We start from the raw sequence: 23,168 nt of genomic DNA on the forward strand, positions 1-23,168 counted from the left end.
TTTTTAGCAGCCGATTTACTAACTGCCGTAGTAGCTGCTTTTGAGCCGCAAAAAAGCCCCCGGCCGATGGCCGGGGGCTTCCGCAACTGCAAGCGAGGGGCAGCTTTACAGCTGGTTTTCGATGATGGAAACGGCTTCCCCAATGGTGATGTCCTTCTTGATGTTTTTGGTGAAGCGCTGGCCGCGGTTCACTTTCACGGAGTCACCGCTGGCGGCCTGCACATCGGCGCTCAGGGGCGAGAAGGCCAGCGCCGTGGTGGCTTTTTGGGCCGCCTCGTATTTGTCGGCTTCAATCCGGCTCTGACGCTGCTTGGTGCGGTACGTCGCCAAGTTCAGCGATTCGACCGACTCTTTTTTACGGGCCAACGACATCTGCGTGACCTCGTTCATGATGTTGAAGCTCTGGTTGGTGGCCACGCGGGCTTTGCTTTCGGCCCGCAGCTTGTCGTAGGCGGGGGGCGTGTTCCAAGCGCGGAAGCGGGCCGGCGCAATCTCGTCCCACTTCAGCGGGTAGTCCGAGCCTTTTTCGCCCTCTTCCAAGTACGAGTACATGTCGGGCAGCACCACGTCCGGCACCACGCCCTTGAACTGGGTCGAGCCCCCGTTCACGCGGTAAAACTTCGACGTGGTAAACTTCAGCGAGCCGAAGGGCTTGAGGCTGTTCAGCTCGTTGGGCAGGCTCTCGTCGAGGTCCACGATGCGCTGCACCGTGCCCTTGCCATAGGTGGTCGAGCCCACGATGACGGCCCGCTTGTAGTCCTGCATGGCCGCCGCCAAAATCTCCGAGGCCGAGGCGCTGTACTTGTTCACCAAAATCACGAGCGGGCCGCTGTACTGCACGCGCGGGTCCTTGTCCTCAAGCACCTGGGTGCGGCCGCGGCCGTCGCGCACCTGCACCACGGGGCCACTGTCGATGAACAGGCCGGCCATGTCCACGGCGTCGTTCAGCGAGCCGCCGCCGTTGTAGCGCAGGTCCATAATCACGCCCTTCACGCCTTCCTGGTTCATCTTGGCTAACTCCTTCTTCACGTCCTCAGCCGAGCTGCGGCCGCCGTCGTTGTTGAAGTCGGCGTAGAAAGTGGACAGCTGCAAGTAGCCAATTTTCTGGTTTTTGTCGGTAATGGCCGCCGAGCGCGCGTAGGTCTCGTCATTCACCACCAAGTCGCGGATGATGGACACGACTTTGGTGGCACCGTCGGGCTTGCGCACCGTTAGGCGCACTTCCGAGCCCTTTTTACCCTTAATCAGCGTCACAGCTTTGGTGATGCGCCAGCCTTCGATGCTTACCGGCTCGGCCGCGCCTTGGGCCACGCGTAAGATGGCGTCGCCCTTCTTCAGCTCGCCCTGCCGGGCCGAGGCCGAGCCGGGGAGGATGTCCTCGATGTAAATCAGGCCGTCTTTTTCGCGCAACTGGGCCCCAATGCCTTCGAAGCGGCCGGTGAGCTGGTAGTCGAAATCGTCCTTGGCCTTGGGGGCAAAGTAGTCGGTGTGGGGGTCGTAGGTGTTGGCGATGACGTTGGCGTAGTTGGCCAGCCGCTCGTTGGCGTCCACGTCGGAAAGGTCCGCGAACTGGTCGTCGTAGAACTTCAGGACCCGTTTGCGGGCTTCAGCTTCTATCTGGGCGGGGGTGCGCACGGGCTCGGGGGCCGTGGGCGCGGCGGCGTTGGCCGCGGCGGGGGCCGCCGTGGCAGCGGAGGGCTTTGCAGTTTTAGCCTTTTCCTGGGCGTCCATCATCTCCGACACCCGGCTCAAGGTTTCGTACTTCAGCATCTTGCGCCACAGCTCGCGCTGGGTGGCTTTGTCGGCGGGAAAGCTGGCCTTCTCGGGGTCGGTCTGGAAGGTTTCCTGGGTGGTGAAGTCGAACGGCTTGGCCAGGATTTCGCGGTACAAAGCCTGCATCTCCTTCACGCGCTGGGCCATTAGCTGGGTGCTGAGGTCAAAAAAATCGCGCTTGCCATTTTTAACTTCGTCGTCGATGTCGTTCTGGTAGCGGCGCAGGTTTTCCACGTCGCTGGCCAGCAGAAAGGTTTTGCGGTAGTCGTCGCGCTTGAGCGACAAATCGAACACGCGCTTGGAAAACGCGTCGTCAAGTTTTTCGGGCTGGTAGTGGGCCGTGCTCAGGCCCTGCACCATCGTGCCAATCAGCACTTGTTCCTTGGACGGGCCATCGGCCGAGTTGCGGCGAAATAGCCGGTACGAAGCCAGCACGAACACTGCCGTTACCAGAAAGGCGTAAAGCCCAATTTTTAGGCGAAGGAATGACATCAGCAGGGGGAAGAACAATAAAAAAATCAAATATACACGAAATCGCCAGGGCCCCGGAGGCCGTTCGTTCGCCTCAGGAACGTACCCAACCGCCCAATAAGTGCCTTGTGGGCCTCCACAAAAAAAGGCTGCGAATAACTAACGAAAAGTTGGCCCTTTGCGGTTGAAAGTTGCAACAAAAAAAGTCCCTCCTGGTTGGGAGGGACTTTTCGTACTCGCTAACAAACTAGATTAATAGCGGTAGATTTTGTCGCCGTTGTTGCGGCGGAACTCGTCTTCGAAATATTTGGCATCCTCCGCGTTGCGGGGCTTCACGCCCATCACAATGCCGCCGTTGTTGATGCCTTGCTCGTATTCGGCAGCGTGCGCTTCGGGAATGCCCGAACCTACCAAAGCCCCAACTAAGCCGCCGGTGAGACCACCGGCCCCAGCCCCGGCCAGCGCCGCGGCCAGCGGACCAGCAATAATCAGGCCCAGGCCCGGCAGAGCCACCGACGTGCCAATGGCCGCGATAGCGCCGATGATGGCCCCGGCCGTGCCCCCGATGGCCGAACCCACGCCGGCACCTTCCATGGCTTTGTCGCCCAGTTCGGTGCTGTCCGTATCGTCGCCAAAATGCGCCTTACGGGTTTCGTCTGACATTAGCAAGTTCACGTCGTCCTTGCCGTAGCCGCGCGAGTGCAGCGAGTTGTACGTCTTCTCCGCGCTTTCCCGGTCACGGAACATGCCGCTCATGGAGCTGCCCTCGGTGTAGTTGCCGGTAGTACCCGCGGCAGGGTCGGTGCCGTAGTCAGCCCCGGTGCCGGCGTTGTAGCTCGTGCCCTCGTTGCTGAGGCCAGTGCTGTTGCCCATGCCCGTGCCGGTGGTAGCGGAACCGTAATTGGCGCCAGCGCCGGTGCCCGAGTTTTGCGGGTTGTTGGAATCGTTAGTGTTCATGTTAGCGTGGGAATTGAAGATGAAAAAGCAAGTACTCCCGGTCCAGCCGGGGCACTGCTTCTAACGGGCCCGCCCCCGGGGGGTTGCGTCGCCAACACCGTCTTCATACCCAGCTGCTATTAACTAGCCCTTCAACTCTAGGCAAACTTCTGAAAGTTAGCTTCATCAAGCCAAAAATCACGGCATGTGCGGACCAGATTCTTCAAAAACTCTTCGTCCTGTTTCAGGCTGCGCCACTCGCCCATCCCCATCTTTTCGCACAGCTTGTAAAAATTATCGCCCTGGCCCTTAGAGCCCGGCACTTTCACCAAGCAGCTCAGCGGGGGGCGGCCGTCGGTGTGCTCGGTGGTAGAAATTTCGGCCAGCATCTCGTTTAGGCGCGATTTCTCGTGCGAGATATCGAGGTTAAGGCCCAACTCGGCTTCTTGCACCAGGGTTAGGTAACTTACGGTGCCGGTCTGTCGGCGGGCGTAGCGAATAAGGTAGGTGCGGATGCGACCAGTCATAGGAAACAAAAAGGAGGGCAGCCTGTAAATAGCAAAACCGAGGGGGCCAGCGCACCGGCCTGCCCTAAAAAAATATCCGAACCGGGTGGTGCCAACCCCAACGGGGCGTGGCACCACGGTTCAGAAACGGAGCGACTGGACGATTCCCGCCGCGACCGGCTCTTACTCACACGCAATTGTAGTGCCAAGCTGCCCGGCCGGCCGGGTCAGCGGCCTCGGCGGCGGCGCAGTTCGCGCTGCACGAGTAGGAATTCGCGGCTGCTTTGGCCCGCGATGGCCGTATTTTCGTTGGCGCGGCGCAGCAGGTAGGGCATCACCGCCTCCACGGGGCCGTAGGGCAGGTACTTGGCCACGTGGTAGCCGGCGTGGGCCAGGTTGTAGCTCAGGTTGTCGCTCATGCCGTAGAGCTGCGCGAACCAGACGCGCGAATCGCCGGGGGCCAGGCCGGCCTCGTGCATCAACTGGGTGAGCAGCAGCGAGCTGGCCTCGTTGTGGGTGCCGGCGCAGAAGCTTACGCGGTTCACGTGCTGCACACAGTAACGCAGGGCTTCGTCGTAAAGGTCGTCGGTGGCCTGCTTGCTCGGGTTGATGGGCGTGGGGTAGCCGCGCTGCCGGGCCACGCGGGCCTCTTTCTCCATGTACGCGCCGCGCACCAGCTTGGCCCCCGCGTAGTAGCCTGCCCGGGCCGCCGCGTCGCGGGCGGCTTGCAGGGCTTCCAGGCGGTCGTGCCGGTAAAGCTGGTACGTGTTCCAGACAATGGCTTGTTCGCGGTTGTACTTGGCCATCATCTCGTCGGCCAACGCGTCGATGGTGTGCTGAAACCAGCTTTCCTCGGCATCGACGAACAGGCGGATGCCGTACCGGTGGGCCCGGGCGCACAGGGCTTCCACGCGGGCCACGGCCCGGGTGTGGGCGGCTTGCTCGGCCGCGCTGAGGGCCTGCCCGGCCTGAATTTTTTCCAGGATGGCCGCGCTGGCCACGCCCGTTACCTTGAACACCGAAAAGGGGATGTGCGTCGAGCGGTGGGCCTCGTCGATGGTGGCCAGCAGCTCGTCGCGGGTACGGTCGTAGCTGGCGTCGTTGCCCTCGCCCTCCACCGAATAGTCGAGGATGGTGCCGATGCCGTAGCGCCCCAGGGCCGCCACCACGGGGCGGCACTCGGCAATGGTTTCGCCGCCGCAAAACTGCTCAAAAATGGAGTGCTTGACGAGGAACTTGGTGCCCGGCAACCGCCACTTCAGCGCGGCCTGCATCAGGCCGCTGCCGGTTTTTACGAGGCCGTTGTTGTTCATGGCCGCGAACAGGCCGTAGGTTTTGCGCAGCTGGGCGTCCGACTTGGCCGCGAAGGCAATCTGCGTGTTATCGAACGAAACGGGCGGGGCCAGGGTAGGAGCGGGGGCGGGCATAGGGAATGCGTTAGGGCCGGCACCGACGGGCACCCGGCCGGGTACGAAGGTAACCGCTAAACAGCAGCCGGGGCCCCGAACGTTTCGCGGCAAGCGCCGCATCTTTGTGTTAATTATGGAAATTGCCGCTGCCCCCGCTACGTACTTTACCCGCATACTGGCCCGAAAAGGCCGCCCCATTCTCATCGCGGGGCCCTGCTCGGCGGAAACCGAGGAGCAAACCCTGGCCACTGCCCGCGGCGTGCAGGCGCTCGGCAACGTGGACTTGTTTCGGGCCGGGGTGTGGAAGCCGCGCACCCGGCCGGGCTCGTTCGAAGGAGCCGGCTCGGCCGCGCTGCCTTGGCTCCAGCGCGTGACCCAGGAAACGGGCCTGCCCGTAGCCATCGAGGTGGCCACCCCGCGCCACGTGGAGGAGGCCCTGGCCCACGGCATCCAGGTGCTCTGGATTGGGGCCCGCACCACCGTGAACCCCTTCGCGGTGCAGGAGCTGGCCGACGCGCTGGCCGGTACCGGCGTGCCGGTAATGGTGAAAAACCCCGTGAACCCCGACGTGTCGCTGTGGGCCGGGGCCCTGGAGCGCCTGGAGCGGGCGGGCATCACCGACCTGGCGGCCATCCACCGGGGGTTCAGCACGTTCGCGCCCAGCAAGTACCGCAACCCGCCCACCTGGCTGCTGGCCATCGAGCTGAAAACGCGCTTCCCGCACATCCCGCTCATCTGCGACCCCAGCCACATGGCCGGCCGGCGCGACCTGCTGCTGCCCATCGCCCAGAAAGCCCTGGACCTGGACTACGACGGCCTCATCATCGAAACCCACCCCGACCCCGACCACGCCCTGAGCGACGCCGAGCAGCAGGTGACGCCCGCCCGGCTCGGCGAAATTTTCAGCGAGCTGAAGTACCGCCGCCGCTCCTCCGACAACGAGGACTACCAGGCCAAAGCCGAAGAGCTGCGCCAGAAAATGGACGTGGCCGACCGCGAAATCATCGAGGCCCTGGCCCGCCGCATGGCCCTGGTAGAAGAGCTGGCCGAGTACAAAAAAGCCAACGACGTCAAAATCCTCCAGTTCGACCGCTGGAAGGAAATCTTCGCCACCCGCTCAGCCTGGGCCGAAACGCTGCACGTGAACCACGATTTCGTGGGCGAGCTGTACAAGCTGATTCACCTGGAAAGCATCCGCAAGCAGACGGAGGTGATGAACGGGGGCGCGGTTGGCGGGGGCATGACGCTGGGGCCCGGACTGTAGGACACTGTTGCTATCATAGTTCGACGACAAATAAAAAGGGCTGCTCAGCGAGCAGCCCTTTTTATTTGTCGTCGAACTACCGCTTACGGATTGGCTTGGTCCCAAGCAACTTCGGCGAATGGAACGGCGATACGGTCGAACAACTTGAACGTGCCAGTGGAATAAGCCAATGTAATGTTAGGCGCAGGGGTGGGGTTGAGCTTTCCCAACCGACGCAGGTCAACCCAGAATTGACCTTCGTAAAAGAGCGAATAACGGCGCTGGCGTAAAATTTCGTTGACCAGGGCATCTTGCGACACCGTGCCGCTGTATGCGGCCAAACCACCCGAGCGGGTGCGAATGGCGTTGATGTCGGCAACGGCACCAGTCAGGTTACCAGTCTTCGCTTTGGCTTCGGCTGCGATGAGGATAAGCTCCTCATTGCGAATGATACCCAGAGGAGCCGTCTGTGACGTGTACACGGCCGGCTCGTAATTGCCGGTAATGCCGCCCAGCGTGCGCGGGCCGCCCCCGCCGGCTCCCGTCCGCTTCGATACTTTACTGAGGCGCAGGTCGCCGGCTTCGGCTTCGTTCACGAAGTTGTCGGGCACCGTTACCAGCGTTGAAGGGCCGGTGTTCGGCACCTGGTAATACAAATTGCCCTGGTCGTTGGCAATGCTGGGGTTAAACGTCAGCTTTGGGCCAAGCGTCAGCGAACCGGCTTGGTCGTAGAACGAAGCAGTGATGGCCGTGAGGGCCCCGGCATTGTCGCCTTGGTACAAAGCCACGCGGGCGGCCAGGGCCCGATTGACTTTTAGAAAAGTGGCGGGTGTGTTGAAGCCGGCGTAGCCGGACGATAACGGAAAGGCAAAGGCAGTGCCGGCAGCGGCCAGCTCGGTTGCTCCTTGGTCAAGCAGCTGCCGAATATTGGCCAGCGCCGGGGCAGAGCCAGCCGTGAGCTTGCCAGGGTGCAAGTAGTCGGATACGTCGATGCGGATGCCGTTTTCACCCATTAAGTTTAGCAAGTGCAGCTTGCCCAGGGCTTCGTAAGTATCTGAGAAGCCCAGAATGCCTTGTACCTGAGCCGTGGAGATGGCCGTGGTGGCCTGCGCCGACTGCCGGAACACGTTAGCAGCCCGAATTATCCGGGCAAAAGAGCTGTAAGAGCCAACCGAGTAAAAGGCGTTGTTATCGAGGGCACCTTTGGTGCCTAGAATCTCGGTGTACCACCGCGGCTCGTTGCTGGCCAGGATGATGATTTCGCGCCCGAAGGTGCCGGTTAGCTGATTGTAAGCGGCGTTGTTGGTATGACCCAGGCGAAACGATGCTTCTACGCCGGTGCCCAGGGCCCGGATTTGGGCCAAGGAAGCGTTCGTCGTGACGCTCTCCAGGCTGGGGTTGTTAGGGTCGGTTACCGGGTCAATGTTCGTGGGGTTGCACCCGGGGGTGGCCAACAGCACGGCCAAAGCACCGGCCAGAGCCAAAGCACGCGGCTTTTTATTAAAAGTAACTTTCATAAGACGGTATCGAAAGAAGATGATTTAGAAGTCCAGGTTGACGTGGAAGAACACCCGCTTCGTCGAAGGGTAGCTAACCACGTCAACTTGCGCCTGGGTATTGGTCGAGCCGAAGTTGGACACTTCCGGGTCGTAGCCCTTGTACTTCGTCCAGGTGAGCAAATTGTTCCCCGAAACGCCCACCCGGATATTTTTCACGTAGTCGTGAAACGCGCTGGTGCGGATGCTGGCCGGAATGGAGTAGTAAAGCGAAACTTCGCGCAGGCGCACGTAGCCGCTGTTCTGGATGTAGTACCCCGCGTTGAAGCTCTGGCGGGCTTGTCCGAGCGGAACCACCGTGCCATCGGCCTGGGTGTAGGGCTGGCTGTAGTCAGCACTGGTACCAAAACCGTCCTGGTTGGTCACCGTCAGGTTGCTGGTGTAGCTGTTCTCTTTCCAGTGCAGCAGGAAGGACAACTCAAAGTTCTTGAAAATCGTGAAGTTGTTCAGGTACGACATCTGGAAAGTGGGCTGGGCCTCTCCGTAGCGGGTGTAGCCGCTGGGCGTGTTGGGGTTGGTCGTGGTGCTCACCGGGCTGCCGTACCAGCGCGAGGGCGATTCGCCCAGGGCGAAGAAGGTGGTGCCGTAGCCGGCCCCGAAACCAGGGCTCAGGTTGATAGTGGGCACTATCAAACGCGTTACTTCCGAACGGTTGAGCCAGAAGTTGGTCGTCGAAGTCCAGCGGAAGTTCGGCAGCTGCACGGGTACCAAGCCCAGGGTTAGCTCCAAGCCGCGGTTGCGCAGGTCGCCCACCGGGTAAGCCCGGATGGAGCTAACGCCCGTGCCGGGTGCCAACGGATACACCTGTACTATGTCAATAACCTTCTTGTTGTAAACGGTGGCCTCGAGGGTCACGCGGTTGTTGAAGAAGCCCAAGTCAATGCCTCCTTCCAACTCGGTGGCCCGCTCGGGACCGATAGCCGGGTTGCCGACCAGGGTTGAAGGCAGAAAGCCAACATTGCCGCCGGTGCTGATGCCGCCCAGGGGCGAGAAAGTGCCACCAAAGTAGGCAGGGCTACCGGTTTCGCCGTAGGCGGCCCGCAATTTGATGAGGTTAACCTTGTCCAGTGAGAAACCGTTGAGTTTAGCAAAGTTGATGGCCACCGAACCGCGCGGGAAGGCGTAGAGCTTTTTAACATCACCGTTGCGGCTCGACTTATCGAAACGGATGCCGCCGGTGGCTACCACCAAATCATTAAAGTTGATTTCCTGCTGGGCGATGTACCCCACGTCCGTCTCGTCTTGGATGGAGGTCTGTTGCGTTACGATGGTGCCGCGGTCGGGCTGGAGGGGCCCCGGTGCCAAGTTCTGGCCTTGGCTGTACTGAAGCTTGGCATTCAAGCCCAGGCGCACGGCTCCTACCTGCGACGTCAGCGCCAACGGGCCCACCTTCCAGTCGTAGATTAGGAAGGCCTGCAGGTTGTAGTTGAAAAAATTGCTGTTGGATACGCGGGCTACCCCCGGATTGGCCGAGCTGACCTGCGACTGCAAATCGGCGGGCAGGGCCAACAGTGCGTTGGAGTTAGCGAAGTCGATGCCGCCCTGGCCGGTGGCGCGTAGCGAAGAGTTTTCTTTCTCAAGAATGCGCACTACCGCGGTGCTGGCCGAAGTCACTCGGTTGGTTGTTTCCTGGTTGATGGACCGTTCCACGATGGCCAGGGGGTTATCGCCGGTGTAAGGCGAATCCGGGTAAATGCCGGTTACCGGGTCTTTGTGCAAGTCAACAAAGCTGGGAATCGACAGCAGGTTATAGCCTACCGATACCCCGTTGTTGTCATTGCCAAAAAAGCCGCGACGGTTGGACGAATTGGCATAGCCGCTGTTGAGACTTAAGTCAATGCGCGAGCCGATTTTCTGGTCCACGTTGGCACGAATGGAGCTGCGCTGGTAATCGGTATTGTTCACAATGCCGTTTTCCTTGCTATTCGAGCCCGAAACGTAAAATTTGGTGCGGTCATTACCGCCCGATACGCTCAGGTTGGTGTTGCGCAGGTTGCCCGTGTTGCCGAAAACCTCCCGCTCGTAATCGTACGTTTTGCCGCCCGCGGCGTTGAAAAGAGGCAAGCTGCTGGCCCCAAACACCGCCGTTACTTTGGCCGCGTCGAAATCGGAGTGACCGATGTAGCGCTGGATGCGCTGCCAGCCGATGTCTTGGCTAACATTCACTCGGGTCTGGCCAGCCACCCCGCGCTTGGTTTTGATGATAATTACGCCCGCATTGGCACGCTGGCCGTAGATGGCGGCCGCGCTCGGGCCTTTCAGAATCTCAATCGACTCGATGTCAGCTGGGTTCAGGTCCGAGATGCGGTTAGTTCCGCCATCCTGGCTGGTACGGCCGGTGCCCGAAGAAGCTCCCGAAAAAGCTGCTGCCCCAGCACCGTTGCCAACTTCCTGGCTTACTGCGTACACACCGTCGATAATGTACAGCGGCTGCACGTTGCCCGTGATGGTGGAAATACCCCGTAGCTGCACCGATACGCCTCCGCCGGGGGCTCCGCTGTTGGAGCTGATGTTGGCACCCACTACTTTACCGTTCAGGGCAGCGTCCACGGTAACCGGACGAGTGCTGCCGTATAGTTCGGTTGCTGACACGGAGGCCACCGAATTGGCCAAGTTTGACCGCTTGACCGTAGAAGCCAAGCCGTTTACCACTACTTCGTCAAGGTCGCGGGGAGCCACGTCCAATGCTACCGTTACCGAATTAGTAGCTGTTACATCGCTCTCGATTGTTTTGTAGCCCACAAAGCTGAACGACAGCGTGGTAGTGCCAGCAGGTGCACTAAATGAAAAATCGCCGTTGGCGTTGGTAGCAGTACCAGCCCTCGTGCCCTTGGCAAGCACCGTTACCCCGGGGATGCCTTGACCGCTCGCTTTATCAGTGACTCGGCCCGAAAGTGTCTTGTCCTGCGCAAAGGCCTGCTGCATCAGGCACGTAAGCATCAAGAAGACTAAAATGGAAAATTGCTTCATAAAGAAGGGGAAAGGTTAAAAAATGAAGACTATGGTTATACAACCTGGTGGCAAATTATCATATGTTTTTGATTTAGTAGCCGAGGGAGGAAAAATTTTAAAATAGAAGTCCGAAAGCCACTAATCTTTTCAATTTTAAAATTCACGTTAACAGTACTTTGAAAACTATTTTAATATTAAAATATGTAAATTTTATTACTTAATAAATACCTTATTAGGCGCGCTTGCATTAAGCAAATGTTGCGGTACACTACCGGGTTTTGTGCGGACTTTTGCTCCATGAATGCTCCCGTCGTTATCGGTCCCACGGCCTTACCCGAGCTGGCTACCTGCCTGCACCGCCCGGCTTTCAGCCAGGTTTTCGTGCTGGCTGATACCAATACTGCCCGGTTGTGCCTGCCGGTGCTGGCCACCGCGCTGCCCCCGGGCCACCACCTCATCGAAATCCCGGCCGGGGAGGAATACAAGACCCTCGCCACTTGCGACCTAGTATGGGATCTGCTGACGCGGCACCGGGCCGACCGCCACGCCTTGCTGGTGAACGTGGGCGGCGGCGTGGTGACCGACCTAGGCGGGTTTTGCGCGGCCGTGTACAAGCGGGGGCTGGCCTTTGTGCAGGTGCCCACCACCCTGCTGGCCCAGGTAGATGCCGGGGTGGGAGGGAAAACCGGGGTTGACTACCAGGGCTTTAAAAACCATCTGGGGGTGTTCCAGGAGCCGCTGGGGGTGTTCATTGCCCCGCAGCTGCTGGAAACGCTGGACCCGCGCCAGCTCAAGGCGGGCTACGCGGAGGTGCTGAAGCACTGGCTGATTGCCGACTCGGAAACCTTTGAGCACCAGCGCCGCCTGGGCTGGCTCACCGACGACTGGACGCCCATCATCCGCGAGTCGGTGGCGCTCAAGCAGCGCATCGTGGCCAGCGACCCGCTCGAAGCCGGGCCCCGCAAGCTGCTCAACTTCGGCCACACCGTGGGCCATGCCCTCGAAAGCTACCTCCTCACCCAGCCCGGCCGCGAAGTGCTGCACGGCGAGGCCGTGGCCGCCGGCCTGGTTTGCGAGAGCTGGCTGTCGGCGCAGCGGGGCCTGCTGGACCCCGAGGAGCTGGACCGCATCGAAACCTTCGTGTTTTCGGTGTTCGATAAAATTTCTTTTGTGCTGCTCGAAACCGAAGCCATTGCCGAATTTGCGCGGCAAGACAAAAAGAACGCCGGGGGCGTCATCAATTGCACGCTGTTGCAGGGCGTGGGCCACGGCGTGTACGACCAACCCGTGACCGAGACCGACATTGCGGCCGCGCTGCGCCACTACCACCGGCTGTAAGCATCTAGCTTTTAGCTGCTAGCTATTAGCTATTTTGCTGACGGACGGTAAATTGTGCATAAAGCAGCGTCAATTTAATTTCGTCTTTCTGACACGCTACTCAAGCCTCTCAAGAAACTTTTAAACGCATATTCTTATCAACGATTCGCTTTCCCTGCGCTGGCCCGGCGGGCCCCTGCACGGCCTGGCCCGCCTGCCCGCCTCCAAAAGCGAGGCCAACCGCGCCCTCATCCTGCACGCGCTGGCCGGCGGCGGGCAGCTCCACAATCTCTCCGATGCCCACGACACCCAGCTCATGCGGGCTTTGCTGGCCGCGGCTGCCGGTACCGACCGGCTCAGCGCCGAAGACGCGGGCACCGTCATGCGCTTTCTCACGGCCTACCTGGCCGTGACCGGTTGGCGCGGCGAGCTGACCGGCACGCCGCGCATGCAGGAGCGGCCCATTGCCGTGCTGGTGGAGGCCCTGCGCCAGGCCGGGGCCAGCATTGCCTACACCGGCACCGAAGGCTTTCCGCCGCTGCGGCTGAACGGCTTTGCCCCCGCGCCGGCCGACGCTGGGCCTACGGGCTTGAGCGTGCGGGGCGATATCAGCAGCCAATACATCTCGGCGCTGCTGATGGTGGGGCCCTACTTGCCCGGTGGCCTGGCGCTGACCCTGACGGGTCCCGTGGGCTCGCGGCCCTACATCGAGATGACCGCGGCGCTGATGGCCCGCTTTGGCTTGGAATGCACTACCAATGCCGACGCCACCCGCCTGGCTGTGCCTGCCGGCCGCTACCGGGCGGCCGACTATTCGGTGGAGAGCGACTGGTCGGCGGCGAGCTACTGGTACGCGCTGGTGGCCCTGGCCCCGGCCGGCTCCGAAATTACTTTGCCGGGCCTGCGCCAGGAGTCGCTGCAAGGCGACCAGGCCATTGCGGGCATCATGACGCATTTTGGCGTCGAAACCGCGTACCTGGCCGATGGCAGCGGCGTGCAGCTGCGCCAGGGCCCCCGGCCGGCCGCCAGCGGCCCGCTGCGCTTCGATTTCACCGATTGCCCCGACCTGGCCCAGACCGTGGCGGTGGTAGCGGCGGCCCTGGCCCTGCCCGTGGACATGACCGGCCTCGAAAGCCTGCGCATCAAGGAAACCGACCGCATCGCCGCGCTGCAAACCGAGCTGGCCAAGTTCGGCGGTGACCTGCGGGAAACGGAAGAAGGCGTGTTCCGGGCTGTTTCCGCTAACTTCCGGGTGGCGAACCAGGCGGTGGCCACCTACCATGACCACCGGATGGCCATGGCCTTTGCCCCGCTGGCCCTCCGCGGGCCCCTCACGGTGGCGTCGCCGCAAGTGGTGCGCAAGTCGTACCCGCAGTTCTGGAACGAGCTGGCCGGGGCCGGTTTTGTTGTCAGCGAAGCCGGCTAAGGTAGGCCGCGGTGTGCAGCAGCCGGCTACCGTACCAACTGAACATCTCACCGTCAACCAGCTCGACCCGCGCTGCCGGGCATATTCCGCGCAGCTCGGCCAGGTGTTTTTCCTGGAATGGGTACGGCTCCGACGACAGCAGAATGCGCCGGGGCGCGGCGGCGGCCAGCTGCTCCGGCGTGATTTCGGGGTAGCGGCCCAGGGCCCCGAACACGTTGGCAAAGCCGGCCCGGCGCAGCAGGTCGTCGATAAACGTGCCCGCCGCGGCCACCATGTAGGGCTTGCGCCAGATGAAGTAGGCGGCTGTTTCGGGGGCTGCGGTCGGGCCCAGGGCCCCGAACCGTTCGGCGATGGCGTCAGCCATGGGGTCGGCCACGCGGGCGGTATTCGTAATCAGGCCCACCTGCTTAACCATGCGCAGGGCCCCGGCCAGGTCGGCCACATCGCTCATCCACACCGGGTAGCGGCCCTCTAGTTGCGCTATCCCGTCTTGGTAGTTTTCTTCTTTGTTGCCAATAACTAAGTCGGGTCGGCAGGCCGCTATTTTGGCGAAATCAAAGTTTTTGGTGCCGCCAATTACCGTTGCCTGGTACCGGGCCTCCGGTGGGTAAATGCAGAATTTGGTAACGCCCTCAATTTGCTTGCCTAACCCCAAATCGAACAGCAGCTCCGTTTGGGAAGGCACCAGCGACACAATGCGCTGCGGCGGAAACGGCACCACCACCCGCCGGCCCAGCTGGTCGGTCACGGCAAGGGAACCCTGGTTGGAAGTAAAGCTCATCGGACCAAACATAAAACGCCGGCAATTGCCGGCGTTTTCATAGTAACCTACTTGCTTCAGCCTACGAGAAATACCGGAAATCGTGGCCGTCCTCAATCCGCAGCAAGGTTTCGTAAATCAGCTGAATTACGGCCTCCACGTCGTCCTTGTGCACGGTTTCCACGGTGGTGTGCATGTACTTGAGCGGCAGCGAAATCAGCGCCGAGGCCACGCCGGAGCCGGAGTAGGCAAAAGCATCGGTATCGGTGCCGGTGGCGCGGGTGGCGGCGGCCCGCTGGAAGGCGATGCCTTGGTCCTGGGCCGTGCCGATGATGAGGTCGCGCAGGTTGTTTTGCACGGCGGGGCCGTAGGTGACGACGGGGCCCTTGCCGCAGGAAATGTCACCCGCCGTCTTTTTGTCGTACATCGGCGACTGGCTGTCGTGGGTCACGTCCGTCACGATGGCCACGTCGGGGTTGATGCGGTGGGCCACCATTTCGGCCCCGCGCAGGCCAATTTCCTCCTGCACGGCGTTCACGATGTACAGGCCGAAGGGCAGGGTTTTGCCGTTCTCCTTCAACAGGCGGGCCACCTCGGCCACCATGAAGCCGCCCACTCGATTATCCAGGGCCCGGCCCACGTAAAACTTGTCGTTGAGCACCGTGAACTCGTCCTCGAACGTGACCACCGCGCCCACGTGGATGCCCATTTCCTCCACTTCCTCCGCGCTGGCCGCGCCGCAGTCCAGGAACACGGTTTCGATGGTGGGGGCCTTGTCCTGCTCCACCTTGCGCACGTGGATGGCCGGCCAGCCGAATATTCCCTTCACGATGCCCTTGCTGCCGAAGATGTTGACGCGCTTGCTCGGGGCCACCAGCGGGTCGGAGCCGCCGTTGCGGCGCAGGTACAGGTAGCCTTCCTTGGTGATGTAATTCACAAAGTAGGATATCTCATCGGCGTGGGCCTCAATCACCACCTTGTACTTCGCGTCGGGGTTGACGACGCCCACCACCGTGCCGTAGGTATCCACGAAGTAGCTGTCGATGTAGGGCTTGAGGTAGTCCAGCCACAATTTCTGGCCCTCCTTTTCGAAGCCGGTGGGAGAGGGGTTGTTAAGGTATTTTTCGAGAAACTCGAATGATTCGGGACGCATATTTTAATAGAAAAATGCTTAACTCACCGACGGGTGAGAATAGCTAATAAGCAGGGTAAGGGCAAGGCAAATGCCGCCGGCAATTAACAAAAAACGGCTGGCTTTTTCCGGACGAGTATCGGCATCGGGGCCAGTCAGGTCGGGATGGTCATCAAATAACGACGCTATAAAAAAAACAACTAGCAGCAGCCCCAGTACCCAGCGCCCTGCCTTGAAGCGAAGCAACAGGCCGATAACCAGGGCGGCAATTCCCAGGACCAGAAAAATAGTGCTTGCTAATTGCCAGTTGTTCATGGCCAGGTTACAGCGGAATGTTACCGTGCTTTTTGCGCGGTAGCGTATCCACTTTATTCTCCAGCATTTTAAAGGCCCGAATTAATTTCTGCCGGGTTTGCGCGGGCAAAATTACTTCGTCCACGAAGCCGCGGTGGGCGGCGCGGTAGGGAGTAGCAAATTTTTCCTGGTAGTCGGCCACTTTTTCCTGAAGCTTGGCGGCCGGGTCGGCGGCGGCGGCGATTTCGCGCTTGAAGATGATTTCGGCCGCGCCTTTGGCCCCCATCACGGCGATTTCGGCGCTGGGCCAGGCGAAGTTCAGGTCGGCCCCAATGTGCTTGGAGTTCATCACGTCGTAGGCCCCGCCGTAGGCTTTGCGGGTGATGACGGTGATGCGCGGCACGGTGGCTTCGCAAAAGGCATAGAGCAGCTTGGCCCCGTTGGTGATGATGCCGCGCCACTCCTGGTCGGTGCCGGGCAGGAAGCCGGGCACGTCCTCCAGCACCAGCAGCGGGATGTTGAACGCGTCGCAGAAGCGCACGAACCGCGCCGCTTTGGTGCTGGCGTTGATGTCGAGCACGCCGGCCAGCACCGCCGGCTGATTGCCCACGATGCCCAGGCTGCGGCCCGCCAGCCGCGCGAAGCCCACCACGATGTTCTCCGCAAAATTCCGGTGCACTTCCATGAACGAGCCGGCATCGGCCAGGCCCTCCACTACTTCGCGGATGTCGTAGGGCTGGTTGGCGTTTTCGGGGATGATGGTGTCGAGCACCGGCCGGCTTTCGTCGCCCTCGGCCGTGTAGGACTGGGCCGGGGCCGTTTCCTCGCAATTTTGGGGCATGTAGCTCAGCAGCTGCTTGAGCTGCTGGATGCACACCACTTCGTTGGCGGCCGTGAAGTGCGTGACGCCGCTTTTGGTGCTGTGGGTGCTGGCCCCGCCCAGCTCCTCGCTGGTCACGTTTTCGTGGGTTACGGTTTTCACCACGCTGGGGCCCGTCACGAACATGTAGCTCGTGTCTTCCACCATCAGAATGAAGTCGGTGATGGCCGGCGAGTACACCGCCCCGCCCGCGCAGGGCCCCATGATGGCCGAGAGCTGCGGCACCACGCCACTGGCCAGGGTATTCTTGTAGAAGATGTCGGCGTAGCCGCCCAGGCTCACCACGCCTTCCTGGATGCGGGCCCCGCCCGAGTCGTTCAGGCCAATCACGGGGGCCCCGTTTTTCAGGGCCAGGTCCATGATTTTCACGATTTTCTCGGCGTGGGTTTCGCTCAGCGAGCCGCCGAACACCGTGAAATCCTGCGAGAAAACGTACACCAGCCGGCCGTGCACCGTGCCGTAGCCCGTCACCACCCCGTCGCCGAGGTAGTGCTCCTTATCCAGCCCAAAATCGCGGGCCCGGTGCATCACAAACTTGCCAATTTCCTCAAACGACCCCTCGTCGAGCAGCAAATCCAGCCGTTCGCGGGCCGTGAGCTTGCCTTTTTTGTGCTGCGCGTCGATGCGGGCTAGGCCGCCGCCGAGCAAGGCTTCCTCGTTTTTGCGGGCCAGTAAGTCGGTTTTGGAAAGGGCGTCGTGTACGTGCGGGTCGGGCATTGCGGGTGGGAGCAGGGCGTAAAATACAGTAGTCCAAAGATAGGCGGCGTGCCGAGTAAACGCAGAGAACGGGGCCGCCCCCTACGAATTCAGGCCCAGTACCATTAACATGAACGCAAACTGCCGGGCGGTGTCGTCAATGGACTTGAACCGGCCCGAGGCCCCGCCGTGGCCCGCGGCCATGTCGGTGTGCATCAGCAGCAGGTTGTGGTCGGTTTTGGTGGCGCGCAACTTGGCTACCCACTTGGCGGGCTCGTAGTACTGCACCTGCGAGTCGTGCAAGCCGGTAGTAACAAGCAGATTGGGGTAGGCCTGGGCTTTCACATTGTCGTAGGGCGAATACGAGAGCATGTACTTGAAGTACTGCTCGTCGGCGGGGTTGCCCCACTGGTCGTACTCGCCGGTGGTGAGCGGAATGCTAGGGTCGGACATCGTGGTCACCACGTCCACAAACGGCACGGCCGCGATGACGCCCTTGTACAAATCGGGCCGCATGTTGAGAATGCCGCCCATCAGCAGCCCGCCGGCGCTGCCGCCCAGGGCAAACAGCTTGGCCGTGGACGTGTACTGGCGCTTGCCCGCCTCGCCGGGCGAATCGTGGGCTTTCGTGAGGTATTCCGAGCAGTCGATAAAGTCGGTGAAACTGTTCATCTTGTGCAGCATCCGCCCGTTTTCGAACCACTGCCGGCCCATTTCCTGCCCGCCCCGGATGTTGCAAATGGCGTACACAAACCCGCGGTTGAGCAGGCTTAGGCGGGCCGCGCTGAAGGTGGGGTCGGTAGAGAGGCCATAAGAGCCGTAGGCGTATTGCAGCAGCGGGGCGCTGCCGTCCAGCTTTGTGCCTTTTTTGTACACGATGGACATGGGAATCATCGCGTTGTCGCGGCTCTTTACAAATACCCGGTCCGTCATGTAATCGGCCTTGTTGAAGCCGCCGAGCACGGCCTGTTCTTTGCGCAGCGTGCTTTTGTGGGTGGCCAGGTCGTAGTCGTACACTGAACTCGGCGTGGTGAGCGACGTGTAGTTGTAGCGCAGCGTCGGCGTGTCAAACTCCGGGTTCACCCCGATGGTGGCCGTGTAGGCCACTTCGCTGAAGTTAATTTTTTGCTCGGCCTTGTCCTTCCACCGGATGGTACGCAGCTGCAACAGGCCCTCGCGGCGCTCGTTTAGCACGAGGTAGTCCTTGAATAGGTCGAAGCCCGCCAGGAACGTTTCGGGGTGCCGGGGCAGGGCATCCTGCCAGTTGGCTTTGGCGGGGTTGGCCACGAGTACCACCACCAGCCGATAGTTGGGGGCCTGCCAGTTGGTGCGGATGTAAAACTGGTTGCCCATGTTTTCTACCTCGTATAAGTGGTCGGGCTCGCGGGCAGCAAGCACTTTGAACGCCCCCGTTGGCGCGGCCGCGTCCAGGTAGCGGTACTCCGACGAGAGCGAACTGCCCAGCTCGATGCCCACGTATTTCTTGGATTTTGTACGGCTCACGCCCACGTGAAAGGTGTTGTCTTTCTCTTCGTACACCAGCGCGTCCTGCGCGGGATCGGTGCCCAGCGTGTGGCGGTACACTTGGTAGGGCAGGAGCGTCGTAACGTCCTTTTTGGTGTAAAACACCGTCTTGTTATCGGCTGCCCACACGGCTTCCCCGCCCGTATTGGCAATGCTTTCGGGGTAAAGCTTACCGGTCGCTAAATCTTTGAAGTGCAGCGAGTACAACCGGCGGCTGACCACGTCGTCGGAGTAAGCCAGCACCTGGTTATTGTCGCTTACTGCCCAGCCGCCCACCTGAAAGTACGCTTTCCCCTGGCCCAGCTGGTTGGCGTTGAGCAATATTTCTTCGGGGCCCGCCAGGCTGCCTTTTTTGCGGCAATAAATCGGGTACTCGCCGCCTTGCTCGAAGCGGGTGTAATAGTAGTAGCCATTGTCGCGGTAAGGCACCGAGGCATCGTCTTCCTTGATGCGGCCTTTAATTTCTGCCACCAGCTTCTGCTGCAAAGCCTTGGTGCCGGCCATTCCCTGGTCGTAGTAGGCATTTTCGGCGTTGAGGTAGGCCAACACTTCGGGACTTTCCGGCTGATTGAGCCAGTAGTAATTATCCGTCCGCGTAACGCCGAAGTTGGTGAATACTTTGGGCTTGACTGCCGCCACGGGAGCCGTTTGGCCTAGGGCCCCGGTGGCCAGGGCCACTCCCGCACTAACCAAAGCAGCTTGTTGTAGAATTTTCATAAAGCAAGAAAATTTAGGATCACAGCCGTTTGGCCTTTGTTGGCCAACTCCGCGTTAAGGTAACAGACACGTAGCAAAAAAGCCGGTCCCCTCACGGGAACCGGCTTCTCACTGCCGCGCTTAGCGCTTATTTCTTGTCCGTATCGGGCGACTCGGGAGCCTCAGCGGGCCGCTCGTCGCTGGCCAGGTTGGGCTTTTCGTCGCTCTTACTTACTGAAAAGATAAGTTCGTCTTTGCCGTCCTCGTAATCAGCCGTGATGACGTCACCGTGTAACACCTGGGCTTTAAGGATTTCTTCGGCAATCGGGTCTTCGATGTATTTCTGGATGGCACGGTTCAGCGGCCGGGCCCCGTATTTGGGGTCATAGCCTTTCTCGGCCACGAAGTCCTTGGCCTTGTCGGTCAACTCTACTTTGTAGCCCAGAGCGCTGACGCGCGAGAGCAACTTACGCAGGCTGATTTCGATGATCTTGTGGATATCCTTCTTCTCCAGCGAGTTGAAGACAATCACATCGTCCAAACGGTTGAGGAACTCAGGCGAAAAAGTTTTCTTCAAAGCGTTGGTGATGGTGCCCTTGGTCAACTCGTCCATGTTGTCCTGCCGGGCCTTGGTGCCGAAGCCGATGCCCGCGCCGAAGTCCTGCAAGTCCCGGGCCCCGATGTTGGAGGTCATGATGATGATGGTGTTGCGGAAGTCCACCTTGCGGCCCAGGCCGTCGGTCAGGATGCCGTCGTCCAACACCTGTAACAGCAGGTTGTACACGTCGGGGTGGGCCTTCTCAATCTCGTCGAGCAGAATCACCGAGTAGGGCTTGCGGCGGATTTTCTCCGTCAGCTGGCCGCCTTCTTCGTAGCCCACGTAGCCGGGAGGCGCGCCCACCAGGCGCGACACGCTAAACTTCTCCATGTACTCCGACATGTCCACCCGCACCAGGGCGTCTTCCTTATCGAAGAGGTACATGGCCAGCACCTTGGCCAGCTCCGTCTTGCCCACGCCCGTGGGGCCCAGGAACACGAAGGAGCCAATCGGCTTCTTGGGGTCTTTCAGGCCCACGCGGGTGCGCTGAATGGCTTTCACCAGCTGCTTGATGGCTTTCTCCTGGCCAATCACTTTGCCCTGCAGCTCCTCGCCCATGTTGAGCAGCTTCTGGCTTTCGTTCTGGGCCACGCGCGAAACGGGGATGCCGGTCATCATGGCGATTACCTCGGCCACGTTTTCCTCCTTCACCGTGTAGCGCTTCTTCTTGGTTTCCTCTTCCCAGCTCTTCTTAGCCGTTTCGAGCTGGTCCAGCAGCTTCTTCTCGGTGTCGCGGAGCTTGGCGGCTTCCTCGTATTTCTGCGATTTCACCACGCGGTTTTTCTCGCCTTTGATGTTCTCAATCTGCTCTTCGAGCGTGAGAATGTCTTCGGGCACCACAATGTTGTTGATGTGCACGCGGGCCCCGGCTTCGTCCAGAATGTCAATGGCTTTGTCGGGCAGGAATCGGTCACTCATGTACCGGTCGCTCAGCATCACGCACTGCTCAATGGCCTTGTCCGTGTACACCACGTGGTGGTGGTCCTGGTACTTGTCCTTGATGTTGTGCAGAATTTCAATCGTCTCCTCGGGCGTGGTGGGGTCCACCATCACCATCTGGAAGCGGCGGGCCAGGGCCCCGTCCTTCTCAATGTACTGGCGGTACTCGTCCAGGGTCGTGGCCCCGATGCATTGAATCTCGCCCCGGGCCAAGGCCGGTTTGAACATGTTCGAAGCGTCGAGCGAGCCCGAAGCCCCGCCGGCCCCCACGATGGTGTGCAGCTCGTCGATAAACAGAATCACGTCGGGCGACTTTTCCAGCTCGTTCATCACGGCCTTCATGCGCTCCTCGAACTGGCCCCGGTACTTGGTACCGGCCACCAGCGACGCTAGGTCCAGGGTCACGACGCGCTTATTGAACAGCACGCGGCTTACCTTCTTCTGGATGATGCGCAGGGCAAGGCCTTCGGCGATGGCCGTTTTGCCCACGCCGGGCTCGCCGATGAGGATGGGGTTGTTCTTTTTGCGGCGGCTCAGAATCTGGGCCACGCGCTCAATTTCTTTTTCGCGGCCCACGATGGGGTCGAGCTTGTCGTCTTCGGCCAGCTTGGTGAGGTCGCGGCCGAAGTTGTCGAGCACCGGGGTTTTCGACTTTTCGCCGGCCCGCTTGGCCCCGCCGGGGGCATTGCCCTGGCCTTGGGCACCGCGGCCTTGCTGGCCACCAAAGAGGCGGTCGTTGTCGTCGTCGTCGGTGTCAGGCGCTTTGGCGGCGGGCGTGGCGTTGCCGTGGTAGTCCAGCGAATCGCGGACGGTTTCGTAGTTCACGTTGAATTTGCTGAGAATTTGAGAAGAGATGTTGTCCTCGTCGCGCAGAATCGAGAGGAGCAAGTGCTCGGTACCGATGACTTCCGACTTAAAAATCTTGGCTTCGAGGTAGGTAATCTTTAGCACCTTCTCCGTCTGCTTGGTGAGCGGAATGGAGCCGGTGATGCTGTTGCCTTGAGTGGCCGTGTTGCGGGTGGCCTGCTCGAGCGAGAATTTTAGCTCATCGAGGGCCACGCCCAGCTTGCGCAACAGGCCGAGGGCCGTGCCTTCGGCTTCGCGAATCATGCCCAGCAGCAAGTGCTCTGTGCCGATGTAGTCGTGGCCGAGGCGGATGGCCTCCTCCCGGCTCAGGGAAATGACCTCCTTAACGCGGTTCGAGAATTTAGCTTCCATGCAGATAAACGTAATGAAAAAAATGGATAGCCCCGCGTCGGGAATAATAATAGACGAAAACGGGTATGGCCGAGTTAGCTTGAAAACAAGCCGGTTCGGGCGAAGGTTCGTGCAAATGAGAAACGAAAACGGGCCGGCGAAGTTTAGAAAAATTCAGCCTAAAAAAGACCCTGCCGCCGGCCCCTGCGCAAACAGCAAATCCAGGATGCTGAGCCCGGGCTCAAAACCTGGGCCAAACACTTGCGGGTAGGGCCGCACCAGGCCGCAGGCTGCCGGACTGTCAGGTCCCGCGCCACTGGCTTTGGGGCTGAGCCAATCGCGCCGATCCAGCAAGTCAGCCGGGGCCAAGGGCCCCGGCGCGTGGTACGCAGTAGTGAAACTTAAGGGTAAAGTGAGCCGGAAGCAGCGCAGCTCCAGCCGTAAAAAGGCCAGGTTCAGGTCGAAAAGCAGGACGGGTTTCTGCTGGTAAATGTCGTGCAGGTAATCGGCGTAATACTCAAAATACGGGCTGTTGCCGTAGGCGGTTTGCAGCGTGCGCCAATGGCGGTGAATCCAGTGCTGGCGGTAATCGATTTCAATATCGGACGTCCTGACCTTTTCGGCGCGGTTGCCGGCCACCACCGGCACCGTGAGGGGCTGCACGCCCTGCGCCGTGCGGATGAGGCAGCGGTTGCGGTAAGTTTGCTTACGGTAGTTCTCCCGGGCTTCCAACACCAGACCGTCGGCCCGGAGGAGGGCCGCAAAAAATGCCGCCGGCGGGTGGTAGTGCAACTCAGAAATAATCAACATAAATGCAGTGAACAGATATTAGTGAGCAATTGCCAGCGGACGATTGATGATGG

General features: G+C 60.5%; 16 protein-coding genes. 3 read left to right on the plus strand and 13 right to left on the minus strand.

Going from position 1 to position 23,168, the window contains the following annotated elements; all coding sequences use genetic code 11:
* Positions 1 to 105 precede the first annotated feature (105 nt).
* The 4 genes from HNP98_RS00920 to HNP98_RS00935 form a co-directional block, all read right to left on the minus strand.
* Positions 106 to 2,265: a carboxy terminal-processing peptidase gene (locus HNP98_RS00920; RefSeq protein WP_173808166.1), complete on the minus strand. Its 2,160-nt coding sequence runs from the start codon at positions 2,263 to 2,265 to the stop codon at positions 106 to 108.
* A 231-nt stretch (positions 2,266 to 2,496) separates the two neighbouring features.
* The gene (locus HNP98_RS00925; protein ID WP_317171008.1) at positions 2,497 to 3,201 is read right to left on the minus strand and encodes a hypothetical protein; all 705 of its coding nucleotides are present in this window, start codon (positions 3,199 to 3,201) and stop codon (positions 2,497 to 2,499) included.
* A gap of 137 nt (positions 3,202 to 3,338) precedes the next feature.
* A complete protein-coding gene (locus HNP98_RS00930) occupies positions 3,339 to 3,707 on the minus strand; it encodes a hypothetical protein (protein ID WP_173808167.1) in 369 nt (122 codons plus the stop codon).
* A gap of 206 nt (positions 3,708 to 3,913) precedes the next feature.
* Complete coding sequence (locus HNP98_RS00935; RefSeq protein WP_173808168.1) at positions 3,914 to 5,113, minus strand: proline dehydrogenase family protein; 1,200 nt, start codon at positions 5,111 to 5,113, stop codon at positions 3,914 to 3,916.
* 115 nt (positions 5,114 to 5,228) lie between these two features.
* On the opposite strand from HNP98_RS00935, the gene HNP98_RS00940 reads away from it, so the two are divergent.
* Positions 5,229 to 6,359 carry a chorismate mutase gene (locus HNP98_RS00940; protein WP_173808169.1) on the plus strand — a complete coding sequence of 377 codons (1,131 nt, stop codon included), beginning with the start codon at positions 5,229 to 5,231 and terminating at the stop codon, positions 6,357 to 6,359.
* Between the two features lie 83 nt (positions 6,360 to 6,442).
* Here the strand turns inward: HNP98_RS00940 and HNP98_RS00945 are convergent, their stop codons facing one another.
* Complete coding sequence (locus tag HNP98_RS00945) at positions 6,443 to 7,855, minus strand: RagB/SusD family nutrient uptake outer membrane protein (protein ID WP_173808170.1); 1,413 nt, start codon at positions 7,853 to 7,855, stop codon at positions 6,443 to 6,445.
* 24 nt (positions 7,856 to 7,879) lie between these two features.
* The gene (locus HNP98_RS00950) at positions 7,880 to 10,864 is read right to left on the minus strand and encodes a SusC/RagA family TonB-linked outer membrane protein (protein ID WP_173808171.1); all 2,985 of its coding nucleotides are present in this window, start codon (positions 10,862 to 10,864) and stop codon (positions 7,880 to 7,882) included.
* Positions 10,865 to 11,143: 279 nt separating this feature from the next.
* On the opposite strand from HNP98_RS00950, the gene HNP98_RS00955 reads away from it, so the two are divergent.
* Both HNP98_RS00955 and HNP98_RS00960 read left to right on the plus strand, forming a co-directional pair.
* Positions 11,144 to 12,184, plus strand: a complete 1,041-nt coding sequence (locus tag HNP98_RS00955; protein WP_173808172.1) for a 3-dehydroquinate synthase — start codon at positions 11,144 to 11,146, stop codon at positions 12,182 to 12,184.
* Positions 12,185 to 12,479: 295 nt separating this feature from the next.
* Positions 12,480 to 13,589: a 3-phosphoshikimate 1-carboxyvinyltransferase gene (locus HNP98_RS00960; RefSeq protein ID WP_246274904.1), complete on the plus strand. Its 1,110-nt coding sequence runs from the start codon at positions 12,480 to 12,482 to the stop codon at positions 13,587 to 13,589.
* Here HNP98_RS00960 and HNP98_RS00965 read toward each other — a convergent pair.
* From HNP98_RS00965 to HNP98_RS00995, 7 genes are all read right to left on the minus strand, one after another.
* The gene (locus HNP98_RS00965; RefSeq protein WP_173808173.1) at positions 13,573 to 14,370 is read right to left on the minus strand and encodes a helical backbone metal receptor; all 798 of its coding nucleotides are present in this window, start codon (positions 14,368 to 14,370) and stop codon (positions 13,573 to 13,575) included. The genes HNP98_RS00960 and HNP98_RS00965 overlap by 17 nt on opposite strands.
* 61 nt (positions 14,371 to 14,431) lie before the next feature.
* Positions 14,432 to 15,502, minus strand: coding sequence for a M42 family metallopeptidase (locus tag HNP98_RS00970; RefSeq protein WP_173808174.1), 1,071 nt, complete (start codon positions 15,500 to 15,502; stop codon positions 14,432 to 14,434).
* Between the two features lie 18 nt (positions 15,503 to 15,520).
* On the minus strand, positions 15,521 to 15,796 hold the full coding sequence (locus tag HNP98_RS00975; RefSeq protein WP_173808175.1) for a hypothetical protein: 276 nt from the start codon (positions 15,794 to 15,796) through the stop codon (positions 15,521 to 15,523).
* A gap of 7 nt (positions 15,797 to 15,803) precedes the next feature.
* Positions 15,804 to 17,372, minus strand: a complete 1,569-nt coding sequence (locus tag HNP98_RS00980; RefSeq protein ID WP_173808176.1) for an acyl-CoA carboxylase subunit beta — start codon at positions 17,370 to 17,372, stop codon at positions 15,804 to 15,806.
* Positions 17,373 to 17,453: 81 nt separating this feature from the next.
* Entirely contained in the window at positions 17,454 to 19,592 is a 2,139-nt protein-coding gene (locus HNP98_RS00985; protein ID WP_173808177.1) for a S9 family peptidase, read from the minus strand.
* 127 nt (positions 19,593 to 19,719) lie between these two features.
* Positions 19,720 to 22,326 (minus strand): ATP-dependent Clp protease ATP-binding subunit, encoded by a 2,607-nt coding sequence (locus HNP98_RS00990; RefSeq protein WP_173808178.1) that lies wholly within the window; start codon positions 22,324 to 22,326, stop codon positions 19,720 to 19,722.
* 153 nt (positions 22,327 to 22,479) lie between these two features.
* Positions 22,480 to 23,115, minus strand: a complete 636-nt coding sequence (locus HNP98_RS00995; protein WP_173808179.1) for a WbqC family protein — start codon at positions 23,113 to 23,115, stop codon at positions 22,480 to 22,482.
* Positions 23,116 to 23,168 lie beyond the last annotated feature (53 nt).

Source organism: Hymenobacter caeli (genome assembly GCF_013294115.1).
GTDB lineage: Bacteria > Bacteroidota > Bacteroidia > Cytophagales > Hymenobacteraceae > Hymenobacter > Hymenobacter caeli.